The organism is Rhizobium sp. LjRoot98 (assembly GCF_964252935.1).
Taxonomy (GTDB): Bacteria; Pseudomonadota; Alphaproteobacteria; order Rhizobiales; family Rhizobiaceae; genus Pararhizobium.
This window is the reverse complement of record NZ_CAXUPW020000020.1, coordinates 29171-45978: the sequence shown is the minus strand read 5'-3', so window position 1 is coordinate 45978 and position 16808 is coordinate 29171. Positions and strand designations below refer to the sequence as shown.

The following is a 16808-nucleotide window of genomic DNA, read 5'->3' as shown; positions in this document are numbered from 1 at the left end:
CACCGCTGCAAAATGGCCGGAGATCCGTGCAGCGAGGTCACTGCTGGCCGAATGATCGATTGCCAGGAGAATACGCTCGAATTTTGAAAGAAAACTCTTCTCCTCAAACGCCTCCAGTTCAAGACGATCGCGCTCGTCTTCGCGCATCGGAAGTCGAGCAAGCGCCCATCGCAATGTCGGTGGCATAGCCATTGTGGTCACCACCGCCATGGCGACAATGACGGAAAACAACCTTTCGTCTAGGACCCCGACAGAAAGCCCGATGGATGCCACAATGACTTCGGTCGAACCGCGGGCATTCATACCGCATCCAAGAGCAAGCGCTTCTGCGTTCGAGAAGCGGCCGATTTTTGCTCCGGCGAATGCGCCTGCGAACTTACCGAGGCTGGCGATGAGTATAAGGCCCAGCGTCAGAAGTAGTATCGACGGATCTGTTAGGACGCTCAGGTCCGTATGCAACCCCGTGAGACCGAAAAATACTGGCATGAACAGTGCTGTCGTCATCGCCCGAAGCTGGCTGTCGATCTGCCGGGTGAGGATTGGAGACTGTCCAACCAGCACACCGGCGACGAACGCGCCAAGAACGGTGTGGACGCCGATTGCATTGGTGATGATCGCCATCGTGCCCATGATCGCGATAATCGCACTCAGGACCGGCAGGTCGCTCTTGAAGCTGTCGTTGGTCCAACGGATGATCTCGAAAACAAGACGTCGCCCGATCGTAAAGCTAAACGCCATGAATGCCAGCGTACCCAAAACACTCTTCGCCAAGATGACCAGATCTACGGAGCCATTTTGCGCCAGGCTGAAGGTGATCGCGATGATTACCCAGCCGACCGTATCGTCGATGATAGCGGATGCGACAATCAGTTGACCCACATTGCGGCGCATAAAGTCCATTTCGCGAACCACGGATGCGACAATCTTAACCGAGGAAATCGACAGCGCGGTTCCGAGAAAAAGGGACGTCACAAGTCTGGCATCGGGATCTGGCAGCAAGTTTTCCGGTAAAAGCTGACCCAATCCGAAACCCAATGCGAACGGCACCACAATACCCGTTATGGATACGCCTGCGGCAGCCTTGCGCAGTCTAACGGCGAGGCCAATGTCGGTTTCCATGCCCGCCAGGAGAAGGAGAAACAGGATACCCAACTGAGCGACTGCATCAGTCATCGCCATTTGCGTTGCTGACACAGGAAACAGATAGGCTTGGGTCTCCGGCAGGAACAACCCGAAGACTGATGGGCCGAGCAAGATACCGCCAATGATCTGCCCCATGATCGAAGGCTGGCCCATGCGGACCATGCCTTCCCCAAGCAGCCTGCCGACGACAACCAGCACCATGATCTGAATGAGAAAAAGCGCCTCAGACGGCGCCTGCGGCTTTCCTTCAGCCGCGAAGGCAAAGTTGCACGCCAGAAAAACTCCGAACGCCAGAATGGGTACAACCCACGCAGCCCGCCGACCCACCGCTACTTTGAAATTCATGGTCTAGATTAGCCCCCGTGTTGGTCTTCCGAAACGTCTCGCCAAGCGATCTCGTTCCAATCAAGCGCCAGCCCCGGATAAATAGATTGCGCGCGCTTTGTCATACTTCCCAACATTTGGTGGACTGAACAGCAGAGGAAAGCGACCGCATTTCACTCGGATCGGCGTCATGCATCGGCGTGAGGAACAATGTCGCCTTAGCGGGCTTGTTGTTTAAAGGAGAAAACCATGACTGCAGCCCAAGTGATTGCTGAAACTTACCAACCTGACGATCTCGTAAAGTACTACGGCCTCAGTCCTCAGGAGGCAATTCGGATCATCAGCCAGTTTGGAGCAGAAAAGAGCGAAATAGATCTCCTGCTTGGCCACCGAACGCAGGAAGGTTCAACGTCCATCGAGCCAAGCAATCCCGATGTTAAGGATTTCTTGTTCGATATATAGCTGGAATAAACCGAAAACAGAGATCAACCAGTAGCCTCGTTTCCTGAATGGCGAATCGAACTTCGCGCAACGAAACTGTAAGCGATGAGGAACACGGCTAGCGTCGAGGCCGCCTTGATCTCTTGTAAAGGTGCAACAGCGTGCCGGGAATCCACAGGAGAAGCCCCAAAATAAACCCCGCCACCAAAAGTGGCCAAAAAAACGCGAGAAGGAGCTGCCACGATTTCTGATAGCTTTGCTCCGCAGACCTTTCGGTGATACCTCGAATAACTGATATCGACAGTGCACCCGCAAGCCATATAACCACGTAAAATTCAATGGTCATGAGCGGTCTGCAGAGCGGCAGTGGCAGCTGTCATCAAGAACATAGCGATTGCTCCGGTCTTGATTCCAGGACACCGAAGTGATGAAGCCCTTCGATGACGCCGCGCGCTTCCTCAGCCGACGCACAAAAAATACGGGGATTTTTTTGCGCCATTATCTTCAAGTTGTCGCGTGCATTGGAAACGACTATTCCTCTAATCCCCGGCAATTCGAGCATGCCACGGTCGTTATTGGTATCACCGGCGACCAGCACTTCGTCGAGGTCAACGTGAAGCCGACGGCAAAGCCAAACGAGCGCTGTCCCCTTGTCGACACCCAATGGCAGGACATCGAGATCGCGATTGCTTGAATATACGAGCTTTACGCGAAGGCCCGCGGCCGACAAAGTCGTTTCAATGTTGTGCAACTCATTCTGCTGGGCGTTTTGCAGATACCAACTCGACTTGTATTCGGATTGATGCTCGATCGGCTGTAATTCGGCCCGAGGCTCGGTGGATTTTAGAAGATCCTCGATCGCAGCCCAGTCAAATCCGGTCGAGAAAGACTTCGTGTAATCGTTTCCATCCCCAAGGCAGCTAAAGCGGAGCAACATCGTTCCCACGCCGCCGATAAGTACCTCGGCCGGCGGGAGATTGGTTGCGGGCAGAAGCCTGCGGATATCATCGAGAAGTCTTCCGCTATTGTAAACGAGCAGCGGCCTGCGGGTCTCCTCGATGCTGGTCCAAGCCTCGAAAAAACACGCCTCTGCCTCCCGATCTCCAACCAGTGTCCCATCAAGATCGGCGGCAAACAATCTCACCTTCGTCAACTCCTGTCGTTTCATTGTTGGCCCCTTCGTTGCTTTGTGCAAAGCTGGTAAAGTCCGTCTCTTGCCGGTCACGAGGAACTGCTTCGCAAGCCCTGCCAATACACAACGTTGACGTGGGGCCAAATCACGGTGATCCCTTGATGCAGGCCCGATCTATCTTGCATTCTGTTACCGTCCCGGTTCCGACTGGCGATAACCAAATTTACCTTCCGACTTGGCAAAAAGGGAAATTCTTTCCGACGAATATTGAAAAACGTCCGCTGACCCCGACGCAAAGGCTTAAAGTTTAGTAACTTCGCCCGCCGCCAGATTACGGCATAAATGTGTTGACGTCTTGTTTTTATTTCTTTTTGAGAGCATCGGTTGGGTGCAGGCTGATAGATCGGCATGGATACACTCAGCCGTTCGCGATATCTCTTGAAGTTGTTTTCCATTTCGCGCCAAGCGGTCAAGTTGAGCGCTGACTTCTCTTCTTAGGTCGGATTTTGCAATCCGACCTAGGCGGTGTGGACGGATTGCCGCATGTTTAATTTCTGCGATTCCCAAATCAGTATTTGAATGATTCATGGGTTGCCGGTTTCAGAGGAGATCGGCGATGCTGACGAAGATGACAGAAGCGGACTGGGCGGTCGCACTTGAGGTTTTCCGCGCCTCGCTTCCGCGGCGGGGCGACAAGGGTCGAGATGACCGGCTGTTTTTGGAGGCCCTGCATTATTTCGCCGTCAACAATATCACCTGGCGCGGCTTACCGGAGCGCTATGGACATTGGAACAGTGTCTGGAAACGCTTTTCCCGATTGAGCAAGTCAGGCGTATTTGAGATTTTCTTCGAGCACCTTGCCAGTCTGACCACGTCGGCCGATCTGGTTCAGATGTTCGATAGCACCGTAGTGCGCGCGCATGTTTCGGCAGCAGGCGCAAAAGGGGGCAATATGGCCAAGCGCTTGGCCGCTCGCGAGGCGGCTTCTCGACCAAAATCCACCTGAAGACCGATTTCGACGGATATCCCATCGCCTTCGATCTAACCGGGGGCGAAAAAGGTGACGCTCCGCACTTTCCAATCCTGCTTGGCCTTGGCCCTGATGTAGATCCCCGCGCCGCCATGGGCGACAAGGGCTATGACAGCAAGGCTAACCGGCAGGCCGCAAGAAGGCGGGGTGTGGTTCCCGTCATTCCTTATCGTTCAACGGCAAAATCAAAGCCGACGTTCTTTCCCAAAGCGCTCTACAAAGGTCGCGCCCGCATCGAGCAAGCAGTCGGAAAACTCAAACGCTTCAAGCGCGTCGCGCTACGATGCGAGAAGACCAAACAAAATTTCGCCTCCATCGTCGCAATCGCCGCAGGCTTCATCTTGATCAAATCCGTCCACACTGCCTAGATCAATCGGTTCACCTTCGGGGATGGCGGCTTCTTGGATCGGGAGTCTGCTGGTGCGCCTGACCGCCCAGCGTGATGATGAACGGTGGCATGTTCGGGCGCATTTGAAGTGACATCGAAACTCCTCAGCAGAAGGTGGATACGCCGGACATCTCCGGGCGGTACGCCGGGATTTTCGAAGCCACAACGACTGCGACTGGTTTTCCCTATGTCTTCATTTTTTCGCCTTGGCGCGAAGTTGGTTCAGCATTATGTTGGCGAGGCCGTTGAACTGCCCCTGCGGATATTTGGCCAAATAGGCTTCGATCATTTCCGAATTGGCTGTGTCTCGCACGGTCTCCCAGAAAGCGACTTCGATGCCGGGATCGGGTTCGCCAGTTCCACCGTTTTCCACGCGCCCCCTGGCCAATTCGGCAAACTGTCCCGCCGGAAAACGCTTCAAATAGAGACGGTATTCGGCCGGATCGTCACTCTCCTGTACCGATTCCCAGTACGAGACCTCGACACGCCGGCCCTCGTCGTCACTGTCGCGGTCCGGCGTCAGTGACTGCTCGACGGAAGAGGAATTCTCCGGCGTACTACGCCGAGAATGCTATCGCCAAAGCACTGCCGAAGGTGTCAAAGGCGGTAAAAAATCCTGACTTCAAGAAGGCCATCGACCACCACCTGGAAGAAACTAAAGGCCAGATCAAAACTCTGGATAAGGTTTTCAAGACCATTGGCGTGAAGCCCGAAGGCGTAAAATGCGATGCCACCGACGGTTTGCTGAAGGAAGCCGAAGGCCTGATCGAAGAGGCAAAGGGTGTTGCTCTCGACGCCGGCCTGCTCGCAGCTTGTCAGGCAGTCGAACACTATGAAATCGCGCGTTACGGATCACTTCGGGAATGGGCGAAGGTGCTGGGTAACGAGGAAGCACATGTGTTCCTCAGTGAAATTCTCGACCAGGAAAAAGCTGCGAACAGCAAGATGACAAACCTCGCAGTCACAGCCATCAATAAATAACGTAGCTGAAAAGCGCTATATAAACAGCCTCGTCACCTTTACTGGTGCCGGGGTTTAGCGAGCCAGATAGCCCTTCATTTTGTCGGCCTCACCAGCGAAACGACGCGAGGTTTGGATGGAGCATCCAGCCACTCGATCCATTTGTTTCTTTCCTCGACCGTGTCGAAGAACCGCCAGCGCTTGTACTCCTCCTCGGTGGCCTCCAGCATCTCGCCAATCGACACTAGTTCCAAGGGGAGCGGTACCTTGTTGCCGTCAAAGCGGATAAAGTAAACCCCCTCCGCAGCGAGGCGAACAACTTGCCCCGTACCATAGCTTCCATCGGCGTCATCAACCGTGAAGTGCATACCAGTCAAGGTGTCGATTACTGTTTTGCTCATAAGGTTACCTCAACCTGTCTGGAGGAACAGCTTTTGCTCCGCCCCCAAGGTGCTAACAGCGCTACCGTTTGCTCAAGGGTTTTTAACTCGGCCAAGGTATTTTGGGGCAAAGTATGATGAAGGTCGGCGCGGCAATGATGCCGCCCGATGCGCAGTTCTTGTCCACAGGCATCTTGAACGACATGTTCCCCAACTTTACGGTAACGCTTCTGCAGTTTGCCTCCGCGCTCAGCGTGTCGCCAAGAAGCTCCACTTTTGTTTGGCGAATGCACTCTTGGAGCGAACCGTGGCTGCGTAGGCGGGGTAATCTCGGCACGTAGAGATGAAAGCGAAGTACCGCATCGCCTTGAACGGAATCAAACCGATTGACTCCATTCTTTGGTTAAGTCTTTGATTTTTCACCTGCGCCACACCGGTACGCCGCACTGAATTATGGAACTATAGCTAGCGAGCTGTTAGTCGTGTCCGCCAAGGTCCTGCACTTTATCCGCTAAGTCACGGTTCGGGAGAATTGCTGCGATGGAGCTTCACCCCATGCTGGATTGCTCGAAGCTGTTGTGCCAACATTTCTTTTTAGAGGCGACATCAATCGCGCGAGGCAAGGCAAGGGTCAAGCAAAACATGCTTGCTATCTTGAATCGCCATGCCACCGCGGACGGTCACGACCTCGCCGACACGCATTCCGTTGTCAGAATACGTCACACACAACACACGGATGCCCGGCAAAGAGCAGATGCCGATATACCAGAGCACTCCGTCTGTATCCACGATCGTCAAAGGTCCGGTTGCCCACAGATCGACCCGTTGATAACTTTCAGCCTGAAAATTCAGAATTGTTCCGCTTAAATTCGCGCAAGTCGCAATTTCCTGGGGTGTCCCTTCTGGATATGTCAGACCAGGTCTACCGGGGTAAAGATCGTCTTGGGCCACGGCCAGTGATGCGCAAGACAACAGGGCGACGACATGTAAAACCAGGCGTTCCATACTTTATCCTCTCATGGACAATTACGTGAGATCGGCCGTGAATGCGAGAGTTCAGGGCCGTTAGAAAGATTGGTCGGGAGGCTCATTAAATGAGGGAAGCTCCCCGAGCATTGGAAGAATGCGGCTAAAAACCGCGCTGCCAGTTGGCACGGCGTTCCACCCGGATGTGCGAAAACCATAGGTTTCCGGCAGCCCCTTTGGCTCGTCCAGAAGTGTCAGCACAAGAAATCTGGGGGCGTCGGCAGGCACCACTCCCATAAAGGAGGTGATGTTCAGTGTCTTTGAATACCTGCCGTCGACGACTTTCTCTGCCGTGCCGGTCTTACCGCCTATCAGGTATCCGGATACCCTACCGTTTCGAGCGGAGCCTACGTCGGCATTCAGCTTGAAAAGGTAGCGCATGGCCTTCGTCGTTCCAGCCTTGACAAGGTCCGTGCCGAGGAGACGGGGAGCCAGGGCTGACATCTTGATGAAAGTGGGTCGGATGAGCTTTCCACCGTTGACCAGGGCAGCGACGCCGACACTCGCCTGTAGCGGTGTGACCGCAATACCGTGACCGAAAGAGGCGGTCGCCGTTTCGATGTCGTTCCAGCGCTTCGGAAGGATCGGAGTGGCTGTTTCCGGCAGTTCCGTCCGAAGGGTTTCCATCTGTCCAAATTGCTGCAGAAAGCGCCGGTGAGTTTCTCTCCCGATGTCCAGGGCCATCTTCGCCATCGAGATGTTCGACGAGTAGATGAATGCCTCTGGAAGAGACAAGGGCCTGTACTTGCCTTGGAAGTCGTGAATCCGCGCGCGACCGAAAGCGAGTGGCTTACTGGCATCAATCACCGAATGGATCGAGTATCGGCCAGAGTCGATCGCCATGGCGGTGGTCAGCGCTTTGAACGTTGAACCCATTTCAAAATTTGCCGCGGCAACTCGATTGATGCGATCGGGCTTAAGCGCCGCCGAGGGAGCGTTCGGGTCGAAGTCGGGCAAGGATGCGAGGGCAAAAACCTCTCCGGTCTCGACCTGAAGCACGAGCCCCGCCGCCGCCTTGGCTGAATATTTCTCGATCGCCTTTTTCAATTCGGACTCGAGTGCATGCTGCACGCGGATATCGATCGTGGTAACAACGGGCTCCAACGCATCAGCCGAGGTGTCCATGCCGCTTGAACGAAGGTCCGCCAGTCCTTCTGTCTCCATCCACTTCTCAAGCCCCGAGATACCAATGTTATCAACATTCACGGCGCCAAGCACATGTGCTGCCAGTGCTCCGTTGGGGTAGAACCGCTTTGTCTCACTCCGGAAACTGACCGCTGGGACGCCGGCGTCCCACAACGCCTGTTCTTCGAGCGGCGTTATCTGCCGCTTGATCCAAGCAAAGTGCGCTCTTGTGGCAAGTTTGTCATAGAGCTGACGATGGTCGAGGTCCGGGAACACGGAGGTGATGCGCTCGACTGCGTCGTCGATATCGACGATCAGCCTCGGTATTGCGAAAGCGCTGGTGATCGGGAGATCCATCGCCAAGATCGCACCATTTCTGTCCACAATTGCGGGACGGCTGTTCGCGACAACCTTCGGCACAGTGGCTAACAAGGGAGGCTCCAGGAGGCCGAGGAAGGTGAGACGTGCAAGCATGAGTAGAAAGAGGCCCAGGAATGCCGCCATGATCAGCAGGAGCCTGCGATTTCGGCTCTGGCCGCTCGACTGCTGCCTTGATCGCAAGGTGCGGCGCATCTCAATACAGACCGCCGGTGCTGCGCATCAGCCGATCAAGCAACTCATCATCAAATTCTCCTGACGACGAACCGACTATGGGGTCTGCCGTATCAGCAATCACGCCGCACGGGGCCACGCAGGGGCCTGTTCCCGGCTTGAAGGCTTCCAAAACCGAGTCCGATTGCTCTTCTGTGGCCGTTCCGTTTCGCCGGTCGATACGGTGAAGGATCATGCCGTCCGGCCGATGGAACGTGCCTGTCTTCCAGCCAGCGAGCGCTGTTTTCATGTACTCGATGAATACAGGCGCAGCCAGCCCCCCTCCAGTCTCGCCCGAGCCCATAGGGGTCGGCGTATCGTAGCCCATGAAGACACCGGTCACAAAATCCGGCGTATAGCCGACGAACCAGACATCCTTTTCATCGTTTGTCGTCCCCGTCTTTCCCGCGAGCGGTACCCCGAGGACGTTAACGCTCCTCGCTGTGCCACGCTGGACCACGCCCTGCAGCATCGAGGTGATCTGGTAGGCGGTCATCGGGTCGAGCACATAGTCCTTGTCGTCAACCACAGTGGGTTCCGGCTGCCCATTCCAACGCGCAGCGTTGCAGCCATCGCAGCGTCTTTCGTCCTGCTTGAAAATCGTCTGTCCGTCGCGACTTTGAATCCGGTCGACGAACGATGGAAGCACCTCGCGGCCACCGTTGGCGAAGACGGCATAAGCCGCTACCAACCGCATCAGTGTGGTTTCACCCGCGCCAAGTGACATCGGAAGATATTCTTTCAGATCATCATAGAGGCCAAAGCGCTCGCCATAGTGCGCCACGACATCCATTCCCACAGCGCGCGCAAGTCGTACCGTCATCTGATTGCGACTGTTTTCCAATCCGGTCCTGAGCGTAGATGCACCGCCTGAACGGCCATCATAATTTTTGGGCCGCCACATTCTGCCCGCGCCGTCGGAAATGGCTAAGGGTGCATCGAGCACCAAGGTCGCGGGGGTGTAACCAGCGTCAAGCGCAGCCGCGTAGACAAACGGTTTGAACGATGAGCCTGGCTGACGGAAAGCCTGGGTCGCGCGGTTGAATTGTGATTGAGAATAAGAGAAGCCACCGGCCATCGCCACGATCCGACCGGTCCTTGCCTCCATGGAGACCAGCGCACCTTGAACCTGTGGCGGCTGGCGTACGCGATATCCCTCTTCAGTCTTCTCGACATAGACGACATCGCCCACCGAAAAGACGTCGGACGCGTCCTTGGCACATCGTCTTTTGCCTTTCTGCCGGGTGCAAAGAGCCCAACCGAGCGATTTCAGATCTATCTCGATTGGAGCTTCATTGCTGACATCCGGAGTTAAAACCACACCCTTCGCATGGACCCGTGTCACCAGGGACAGGCGCCACTCGGGCACATCAACCAGAGGCGCAATCGTTCTTGAGGCGGACGGCCAGTTGGCGTTGTTCGCCAGATGGATCAGCGGTCCACGATAGCCCTTGGCCTGATCGTACTCAACGAGACCTCTTTGCAACGCACTCATCGCCGCACGTTGAAGCGCGGGGTTCAAGCTTGTCCGAACGCTGAACCCCGCGCGATAAAGTTCAACCTCGCCATACTTCGCCAGCAGGAACCTGCGCACCTCCTCCGTGAAGTATTCCGCTTTTTCAACTGTGGGGAGATTTTCGCTGAGAACGACCTCCAACGGCTCCGCCATGGCCCGAAGCGCGTCCGCTTTGGTAATAAAGCTGTTCGCCAACATCTGCTCTATCACCCAGTTCCGACGTGCAATTGCTCGGTCTCGGGCCTTGACCGGATGGTAGTTGTTCGGTCCCTTCGGGAGCGCCGCCAGATAAGCGGCCTCAGCGATGTCGAGTTCGGCCACGCCCTTGCCGAAGTAGCTCAACGCCGCCTGTGCCACCCCATAGCTTCCGGCGCCCAAGTAGATATCGTTGAGGTAGAGTTCGAGCAGTTGATCCTTGGTGAAGGCTTGGCTCATGCGAACAGCCAGCAGCACTTCCTTCAGCTTGCGCTCAAGCGTCCGGTCATTCGTCAGCAGGAAGTTCTTGGCTATCTGCTGTGTGATCGTCGAGGCCCCGATGAGGCGATCACCGCTCAAGCTATTTTCGATGTTCGACAGGAAGGCCTGTCCAATGCTGAGTGGATCGACACCCGAATGACTGTAAAAGTTCTTGTCCTCGGCAGCGAGAAATGCGCCTCTCACACGCAGCGGCACAGCCTCGATCGGCATGAAAAGACGCTTCTGGTGGGCAAATTCCGCCAGAATTGTTCCATCCCCAGCGTAGAGCCGTGAGGTGACGGAGGGATGCCAGTTGGCAAGCATCGTATGGTCGGGAAGCTCGGCGCTAAAATTCGCGATCAAGACGTAAAGCATCACTGCAAGCACGAGCCCGAGATTGATTGCGGCACTCAAAATTCCTCCCAGAAGCTTCATTCCGTACTCCATCTACATCCGGCCCGCTCTCCATGAGCCAAGTCATGGGACAGCCGAAAGCAAGCCTCTCTTCTCGTGAGAAGCCCGATTTTTCTTGGCGACCTGATCGTTCCGCCGAGTTCTTGTTGCGACCGGCTATTTCAATGATGGTGTGATATAGGGGTTGATACCTCCGCACAAACGACGTTATTTAGGATCAGATACAAATTTAATTTGGGTCACCATGGTCCGTCCGCATCTGCCACTCAACGCGCTTCGCGCCTTCGAAGCATCCGCAAGGCATTTGAGTTTTACCCGGGCGGCGATTGAGCTCTCGGTAACGCAGGCTGCCGTCAGCCATCAGGTCAAGATTCTCGAAGACCGCTTGAAAGTCAGCCTCTTCAAGCGCATCTCGAGAGGTCTGATGGTAACCGCAGAAGGCGAGGCGCTTCTGCCAGTGGTGCGCGATTCATTCGACCGCATGGCCGATATGCTCGAGCGCTTCGAGGGCGGTTACGTGCGGGAGGTCCTCACCGTCGGCGTCATCGGAACATTCGCGGTAGGTTGGCTATTGCCACGTCTTGCTGACTTTCAACTACACCACCCGCAGATCGAACTGCGACTATCCACCAACAACAATCGCGTGGACATCGCAGCTGAGGGCTTGGATTTCGCGATCAGGTTCGGGAGCGGCGCCTGGCACAATATCGAAGCCGAACACCTGTTTGATGCACCGCTCTCTGCGATCTGCATTCCTGAAATGGCAAAGAAACTGAAACGCCCGGAAGACCTTTTCAGGAATGTTCTTCTGAGGTCCTATCGCGCAGATGAGTGGACCGGATGGTTTGCAGCGGCCGGCGTGACTGGAGAGCCGCCGATCGCAAGCGGCATAATGTTCGACTCGTCCCTCGCCATGATCGAGGCGGCACTGCAAGGCGCAGGCGTCGCACTCGCGCCGCCACTGATGTTCCAGCGGCAACTGACAATGGGTTCGCTGCAGCAGCCTTTCGATGTTTTCGTGTCGCGTGGGAGCTATTGGCTCACATCGCAAAAATCCCGGAGCGGAACGCCTGCAATGTCAGCGTTCAGGAAGTGGCTCCTGGACGCGGCGATCCCCCTCGCGACGCAATCAACCGGAAAGCAACGCGCTAAAACGGGTTTGAGCTAGGCATTAAAAAAATTGGGGGTTGTCGTCAGCGGACGTCGGCTCCCCTTTTTCCGACCTGGCCTCTCCGGCACCGGAAGTACGGGCCGTTTTCAGGTTACCAGAACTGTGGGACTTCTATTGCATAGCCCTATCGTCGGCCGAGCGTGTTGACAGCGAGGACCCCGCCCAGAGCCAATGCGCCACCGAGAAGCGTTCTGGTTTCAGGCGTCTCGCCGAGGCCGGCCCAAGCGAAAAACATGGCACATGGCGGAATGAGATAGAGAAACTGGCCGGCTCGCGCCGCACCAAAATGTTTGAGCGCATATGTCCAGCACGACTGACCGATGGCCGCCGGCGCGACGGCAAGAAAAACAACCGCGCCAACAGTTGCCTGTGAGGCGGCGGCAAGCTGCTCGAGCCCTGCGGGAAGCCATGGGCACAGCGCAACGGTTCCAGCAAGTACAACCGCAGCCGTTACGGACAGAGGGTTGTGGCGAGCGAGGAGCGGCCGTTGCAGAACCGAATAGGTTGCCGCACTCGCCGCTGCCCCCACAATCAGTATCGTTCCCGCGCCAAACACCAGACCTCCGGGCTGGCCCGAAGCGATGACGGCAACACCAGAGAGTGCAAGGAGTGCGCCGCACCAGGCCCAGGCATTGAACCGCTCTTTCAGGAAAACAACCGCGAGCCCAACCATGAAGAGGGGCTGTGTGTTGACGATAAAGCTGGCCGCCCCCGCAGAGACCGAAGCCTGCCCCAGGTTCAAGAGCATGTTGTATGCGGCAATGCCGAGCACGCCGCATATCAGAATCACAAAGAGGTCGCGCGTGGGAAAACGGAACTGGCGCTGCCACAGCAGCCATCCGAGAGCGAGGAACGAAGCGAGCGCAAAACGGACACTCGCCATGGGGAGAGGTTCCAACTCGCGCAGCGAAATGCCGATGGCCGCGAACGAGGCCGACCAACTGATAATCGTTCCAGCGACCGCGAGGGCGGGTAAGAGTGTTGTCTGGGTGGGAAGCTTTATTGTCTGGGTCATGACCGAGTTTTGCCACATCGGATGCTGTTGACATATGGCGCACATCGATATTCTGTTGTGCGCATGGATCACAGCTTGCCAAGCCTCGACGCTTTCGCAGCCGTACTGCACGCGGCCGAAACGGGATCATTCTCCGCTGCTGCCAATGCGCTCGACATCACCCATGGGGCGATCAGTCGCCGGATCGCCCTCGTGGAGGCTTGGGCCGGCTTCCGGATCTTCGAGCGGCACGGACGCGGCGTGCGGCTGACGGAAGCGGGGCAAGACATCGCCGCACAGGTGGAAACCCTTCTTCTCCAGTTTCGCGACATCGGACTTGCGGGGCCGCGCGGCGCAGACATGCCAATTGTGCGGACTGGGGTCATCAACTCCTTCGCGCGGCTTTGGATGATACCAAATTTGATGCGGCTCGAAGGCGACCCCAAGGACCTGCACATCCTTCTCGACATCGATTCACGGCTGATGCCCTTGGCAACCGACCGTATCGCAATCCGCTACGGAGCTGGCCCCTGGCCCGCGAGCCGGTCAATCCCACTCGCGCGAGAGATGTTCAGGCCCTACGCCTCGGCGGGCCTCGCCGCAACGTTACCCGCAGATCTAAATCCCAAAACCATCCTATCCTACCCTTTGATCCATGACCAGTATGATGACGGCTGGCCAATGTGGCTGGATTTGCCGCGCCTGGCGGTCCGTCCTCTGGACAGACACCTGCCCGGCTACGATCTGACATTGCTTGCTGCGGCCGAGGGATTGGGTATTGCTTTGGTGCGCGCACCTTACGGCGATCACGCGTGCAGAAGGCTTGGCCTTCTACCCGTCGCAGAACGCAGGGTCGTGAATCCCAAGATGTTTCACATCGTGGTGCACAATGGGCGCTTGTCCACAGCCACTCAGAGACTAGCCGACCGCATCGAAAAATTGTTTTCCGCCGACGCCAGTGTTCGAGAGGCGACGTTCAGGTGAATCCACCTGGCCAGAGTGCAAAACCCGATTTTCATGAGGGATGTAGTTATGAGTGATCTGTGCTCTGAGAGCGGCGGTGAGAAAGTCTGCCAGGGTAGAGGCGGGATAGTCCTGCTGCGCTGGAATAAAACCCAGCCACCTATATACCCTTCTGCGACGAATGCAGGAGGGCCCGGGATCTACACCGTGGAACGTTATCTGAAGGTGCGACTGGCTTTCTCGGAAAGGATGAGCCGGCGTCATCCTGGGCAAGGGCTGCCAGGCCTTCTATTCCTTTGCGCATGTCCGTGATCTCACACGCAAGATAGACCCGAACGCCGGTCCCAGGCCCGATCATGCTGCTTCCACCGCCCGAATAAGCTGCGTCAGTGCGGCCGTATCGACCGCGCTGCCGAAGCGAAGGATGCGACCGCGGCTCAATCGCAATTCGATCATCCCGGAGCGGCTCTCCCTGCATTCCTGAACATCGGTCTGTACAGAATTCATATCGATGGGAACAAACAATGCATTCGCAGACGCCGACAGCAGCCCCTTCTTTTTGAGTTCGCCACGCCAGGTGTAGATCTGCTGACGCGTTACATCGTACCGGTGAGCAACCTCTGTGATCGTGGCTCCCGCAACCCCAACCGACATGACAATCGCGAGCTTCTCATCATCGCGCCATCGACGCCGCCGCTCTTGCCCAAGAATTTCAACCCGCATCGCAATCCCCGCATAAGACACGTCGCTAACGACGTCGTTACACACGTGTCTTAGGCTATCAGGGCGTTAAGCGGCAGGCGGTGCCATTCGGGCGGTTACGATATTGCGGCAGGCAGTGTTTTAGATGTCGGATGACGCGGCCGCCGCTAGACTTCGATCCCGGTGAGCAAAGGCAATGCCGGCGCCGTGCCGCTATCGGCCGGCTGGGTCTTGGGCCTGCGCACGGAGGACTTACTCTTCCTCGCTTTCGACGGCGGGTCGTCAGGCGCTGTCAGTTCGAGTTGCTCGACGCCCGGCGACAAGGTCTCGGCAGCCGACTGCACCCTGTCGGTGTTAAGAGATGTGGGCGCCGGCTCCGTCACGGCGTGCTCCGTTGACACGACAACAGTCCGTGGTTTCGGGCTGGGGGATTTTGGGACTGCCCGTTGCAGCGGGACGTCGGGCTCGACATAGCGGGATTAGCGAATCATCGGCTGTGAGCCTCCATAATGTTCACTAATCGTTCTCATTTGAAGACGAGAGTGTCAACGCGATAAGTTGGGTCAATGACCGGCGAGCAATCGCTCCTGCGCTATCTTTCGACAGCGGGAGGGACTCTAAGCCCGCAGCCAAACAAGCCGCACTGGCTTCTCCGCACTCGTTGGACCACTATGGACGAAGATACTCAATCGTTGGGGGCCAGCATGTCGTCAAGTTTCGTTCGCCAGCGCCGGGTATTTTTTCTGCTTGCCGCTACGTCGGCCATTGTTGCCTTCACCGTTCCGAGTGTTCAGGCGGCCGACAGCGAGTGTAGCGCTCGAGGCGCCGACACCGTCAGGCAAGCTTACCCCGCGGCGAAACAAGTTTCCGAACGGGAAATCAAGCTTGGAGTCCAGACCATCGGGCTACCGGCAGATGTGGGCGACAATCCTCATGAACTGATCTGCAAGACGTGGCCCGCCCGCCCCGAGCTCACGCTTTTCGCAGTACCTCTCATGACGAGCCAATCCGAGGACGGAAACGAAGGAGATATCGAACTGCTCGTTGTCGAAAGCGACGATCTCAAGCTGAAGCACCGGCTGCGCCTTCCAGAGCTTCTCACCGACGATGCCGTCTTCGTCTCAGGCGTGGCTTTTGACACCGCATACTATCGCCTTTCAGAAAGCGAGATTGCCTTCGGATTGCGCATTGAACGGCGCGGAAGTTCGAGCCCCAATCCGTTTGGCGAGACAGTCCTGTGGTTCTTTGTCATAGACAACAACGAACTGAAACCTGTGCTCGATAACATTGTGGTCGCAGGGCACCAGGGCGAATGGGATACCAATTGCGCTGGGGAATTCCAGACCATCGAGCGCACGCTCGCCATGGGGCGCCTTCAACCAAACCGCCGTTCCGATATCCTCGTCTCGGAGAAGAAAACAAAGACTATCAGCACGTTGGGCCCGGACGGAGAGTGTGTGGACGATAAAGACGCGATCACAACTGTCCGTCGTCTGCGCTTCGAGGGGACTGCTTATCAGGTGCCGGAAAACCTCAAACGAATCGACTAAATGCACCGCGGGCTCGCGAAATCACCGAACCGGTACGTGCATTTCACGGTCAGGTAGTGCACCAAAACCGCACCACCCGTCGCGATGGAATAACGACCGATAATGTTGCATTATCAGTCGTTATGGTTCAGCCCTGCAAGAATGGCTGTGTCGTTCGCTTTTCATTGACGGGACAGCCCGTATTGCGCGCCACACCAGACACTTACCGTCCGTCAATGAACCGCGAGTGACAGCTCTCTCGTCGAGCGGAGCGCCCGATCGGCCTGTGCTCGTCGCCGCAAGGACCAGAGCCCCTGCCCTCTCAACGAGCAAGGCGCGTACGCAAAACAAACCGCGCTCCCTCACACTGCGGTCGAATTTGCAAAGAAAACGTGAATGACGAGCCATTCATCAAAAACAGCAAAGCCGTTTGTTGATGAGCTAATCTTGTTCCAACTCCCAGGCGTCACCAATTTTTCGAGCTCGCTCAGCTCGATCCTCGGGTGAGGTGAGCAGGACGCCG

At 56.5% G+C, this 16808-nt stretch carries 16 protein-coding genes and 1 pseudogene; 7 read left to right on the top strand and 10 right to left on the bottom strand.

Annotation, left to right across the window (positions count from 1 at the left end; all coding sequences use genetic code 11):
- On the bottom strand, positions 1 to 1488 hold a 1488-nt coding region (locus tag ACSQ3J_RS29600; RefSeq protein WP_436040938.1), incomplete at its 3' end, for a cation:proton antiporter.
- A 228-nt stretch (positions 1489 to 1716) separates the two neighbouring features.
- On the opposite strand from ACSQ3J_RS29600, the gene ACSQ3J_RS29595 reads away from it, so the two are divergent.
- On the top strand, positions 1717 to 1929 hold the full coding sequence (locus ACSQ3J_RS29595) for a hypothetical protein (RefSeq protein ID WP_436040937.1): 213 nt from the start codon (positions 1717 to 1719) through the stop codon (positions 1927 to 1929).
- Between the two features lie 358 nt (positions 1930 to 2287).
- Here ACSQ3J_RS29595 and ACSQ3J_RS29590 read toward each other — a convergent pair whose 3' ends face one another.
- A complete protein-coding gene (locus ACSQ3J_RS29590; protein ID WP_436040936.1) occupies positions 2288 to 3076 on the bottom strand; it encodes an HAD-IIB family hydrolase in 789 nt (262 codons plus the stop codon).
- A gap of 550 nt (positions 3077 to 3626) precedes the next feature.
- Here ACSQ3J_RS29590 and ACSQ3J_RS29585 point away from each other — a divergent pair.
- Both ACSQ3J_RS29585 and ACSQ3J_RS29580 read left to right on the top strand, forming a co-directional pair.
- Positions 3627 to 4046 (top strand): transposase, encoded by a 420-nt coding sequence (locus ACSQ3J_RS29585; protein ID WP_436040935.1) that lies wholly within the window; start codon positions 3627 to 3629, stop codon positions 4044 to 4046.
- A pseudogene (locus ACSQ3J_RS29580) lies at positions 4028 to 4438 on the top strand (transposase); the annotation flags it as partial. The gene ACSQ3J_RS29585 and the pseudogene ACSQ3J_RS29580, both read left to right, overlap by 19 nt.
- A 213-nt stretch (positions 4439 to 4651) precedes the next feature.
- Here the strand turns inward: ACSQ3J_RS29580 and ACSQ3J_RS29575 are convergent.
- Entirely contained in the window at positions 4652 to 4831 is a 180-nt protein-coding gene (locus ACSQ3J_RS29575) for a hypothetical protein (RefSeq protein ID WP_436040934.1), read from the bottom strand.
- 149 nt (positions 4832 to 4980) lie between these two features.
- Here ACSQ3J_RS29575 and ACSQ3J_RS29570 point away from each other — a divergent pair, with 149 nt between their 5' ends.
- On the top strand, positions 4981 to 5439 hold the full coding sequence (locus ACSQ3J_RS29570) for a ferritin-like domain-containing protein (protein ID WP_436040933.1): 459 nt from the start codon (positions 4981 to 4983) through the stop codon (positions 5437 to 5439).
- A 74-nt stretch (positions 5440 to 5513) separates the two neighbouring features.
- Here the strand turns inward: ACSQ3J_RS29570 and ACSQ3J_RS29565 are convergent, their stop codons facing one another.
- From ACSQ3J_RS29565 to ACSQ3J_RS29550, 4 genes are all read right to left on the bottom strand, one after another.
- Positions 5514 to 5819, bottom strand: coding sequence for a hypothetical protein (locus ACSQ3J_RS29565; RefSeq protein WP_436040932.1), 306 nt, complete (start codon positions 5817 to 5819; stop codon positions 5514 to 5516).
- Positions 5820 to 6404: 585 nt separating this feature from the next.
- Positions 6405 to 6803: a hypothetical protein gene (locus tag ACSQ3J_RS29560; RefSeq protein WP_156393839.1), complete on the bottom strand. Its 399-nt coding sequence runs from the start codon at positions 6801 to 6803 to the stop codon at positions 6405 to 6407.
- Positions 6804 to 6863: 60 nt separating this feature from the next.
- The gene (locus ACSQ3J_RS29555; protein ID WP_436040931.1) at positions 6864 to 8453 is read right to left on the bottom strand and encodes a peptidoglycan D,D-transpeptidase FtsI family protein; all 1590 of its coding nucleotides are present in this window, start codon (positions 8451 to 8453) and stop codon (positions 6864 to 6866) included.
- Between the two features lie 70 nt (positions 8454 to 8523).
- Positions 8524 to 10947 carry a penicillin-binding protein 1A gene (locus tag ACSQ3J_RS29550; protein WP_436040930.1) on the bottom strand — a complete coding sequence of 808 codons (2424 nt, stop codon included), beginning with the start codon at positions 10945 to 10947 and terminating at the stop codon, positions 8524 to 8526.
- A gap of 223 nt (positions 10948 to 11170) precedes the next feature.
- On the opposite strand from ACSQ3J_RS29550, the gene gcvA reads away from it, so the two are divergent.
- Positions 11171 to 12094 carry a transcriptional regulator GcvA gene (gene gcvA, locus ACSQ3J_RS29545; protein ID WP_436040929.1) on the top strand — a complete coding sequence of 308 codons (924 nt, stop codon included), beginning with the start codon at positions 11171 to 11173 and terminating at the stop codon, positions 12092 to 12094.
- Between the two features lie 127 nt (positions 12095 to 12221).
- Here gcvA and ACSQ3J_RS29540 read toward each other — a convergent pair whose 3' ends face one another.
- Entirely contained in the window at positions 12222 to 13130 is a 909-nt protein-coding gene (locus tag ACSQ3J_RS29540; RefSeq protein ID WP_436040928.1) for a DMT family transporter, read from the bottom strand.
- Positions 13131 to 13187: 57 nt separating this feature from the next.
- Here ACSQ3J_RS29540 and ACSQ3J_RS29535 point away from each other — a divergent pair, with 57 nt between their 5' ends.
- The gene (locus tag ACSQ3J_RS29535) at positions 13188 to 14075 is read left to right on the top strand and encodes a LysR family transcriptional regulator (RefSeq protein WP_436040927.1); all 888 of its coding nucleotides are present in this window, start codon (positions 13188 to 13190) and stop codon (positions 14073 to 14075) included.
- 333 nt (positions 14076 to 14408) lie between these two features.
- Here the strand turns inward: ACSQ3J_RS29535 and tnpA are convergent, their stop codons facing one another.
- Entirely contained in the window at positions 14409 to 14777 is a 369-nt protein-coding gene (tnpA, locus tag ACSQ3J_RS29530; RefSeq protein ID WP_060510742.1) for an IS66-like element accessory protein TnpA, read from the bottom strand.
- A 146-nt stretch (positions 14778 to 14923) separates the two neighbouring features.
- Positions 14924 to 15139, bottom strand: coding sequence for a hypothetical protein (locus ACSQ3J_RS29525; protein WP_436040926.1), 216 nt, complete (start codon positions 15137 to 15139; stop codon positions 14924 to 14926).
- A 321-nt stretch (positions 15140 to 15460) separates the two neighbouring features.
- Here ACSQ3J_RS29525 and ACSQ3J_RS29520 point away from each other — a divergent pair, with 321 nt between their 5' ends.
- On the top strand, positions 15461 to 16306 hold the full coding sequence (locus ACSQ3J_RS29520) for a hypothetical protein (protein WP_436040925.1): 846 nt from the start codon (positions 15461 to 15463) through the stop codon (positions 16304 to 16306).
- Positions 16307 to 16808 lie beyond the last annotated feature (502 nt).

Bases quoted from the DNA above. Each gene is read 5' to 3' on its own strand.
- tnpA (WP_060510742.1), bottom strand. From the start codon at position 14,777: ATGCGGGTTGAAATTCTTGGGCAAGAGCGGCGGCGTCGATGGCGCGAT.
- ACSQ3J_RS29585 (WP_436040935.1), top strand. From the start codon at position 3,627: ATGGGTTGCCGGTTTCAGAGGAGATCGGCGATGCTGACGAAGATGACA.
- ACSQ3J_RS29565 (WP_436040932.1), bottom strand. From the start codon at position 5,819: ATGAGCAAAACAGTAATCGACACCTTGACTGGTATGCACTTCACGGTT.
- ACSQ3J_RS29550 (WP_436040930.1), bottom strand. From the start codon at position 10,947: ATGAAGCTTCTGGGAGGAATTTTGAGTGCCGCAATCAATCTCGGGCTC.
- ACSQ3J_RS29520 (WP_436040925.1), top strand. From the start codon at position 15,461: ATGTCGTCAAGTTTCGTTCGCCAGCGCCGGGTATTTTTTCTGCTTGCC.
- ACSQ3J_RS29560 (WP_156393839.1), bottom strand. From the start codon at position 6,803: ATGGAACGCCTGGTTTTACATGTCGTCGCCCTGTTGTCTTGCGCATCA.
- ACSQ3J_RS29595 (WP_436040937.1), top strand. From the start codon at position 1,717: ATGACTGCAGCCCAAGTGATTGCTGAAACTTACCAACCTGACGATCTC.
- ACSQ3J_RS29590 (WP_436040936.1), bottom strand. From the start codon at position 3,076: ATGAAACGACAGGAGTTGACGAAGGTGAGATTGTTTGCCGCCGATCTT.
- ACSQ3J_RS29540 (WP_436040928.1), bottom strand. From the start codon at position 13,130: ATGTGGCAAAACTCGGTCATGACCCAGACAATAAAGCTTCCCACCCAG.
- ACSQ3J_RS29555 (WP_436040931.1), bottom strand. From the start codon at position 8,453: ATGGCGGCATTCCTGGGCCTCTTTCTACTCATGCTTGCACGTCTCACC.
- gcvA (WP_436040929.1), top strand. From the start codon at position 11,171: ATGGTCCGTCCGCATCTGCCACTCAACGCGCTTCGCGCCTTCGAAGCA.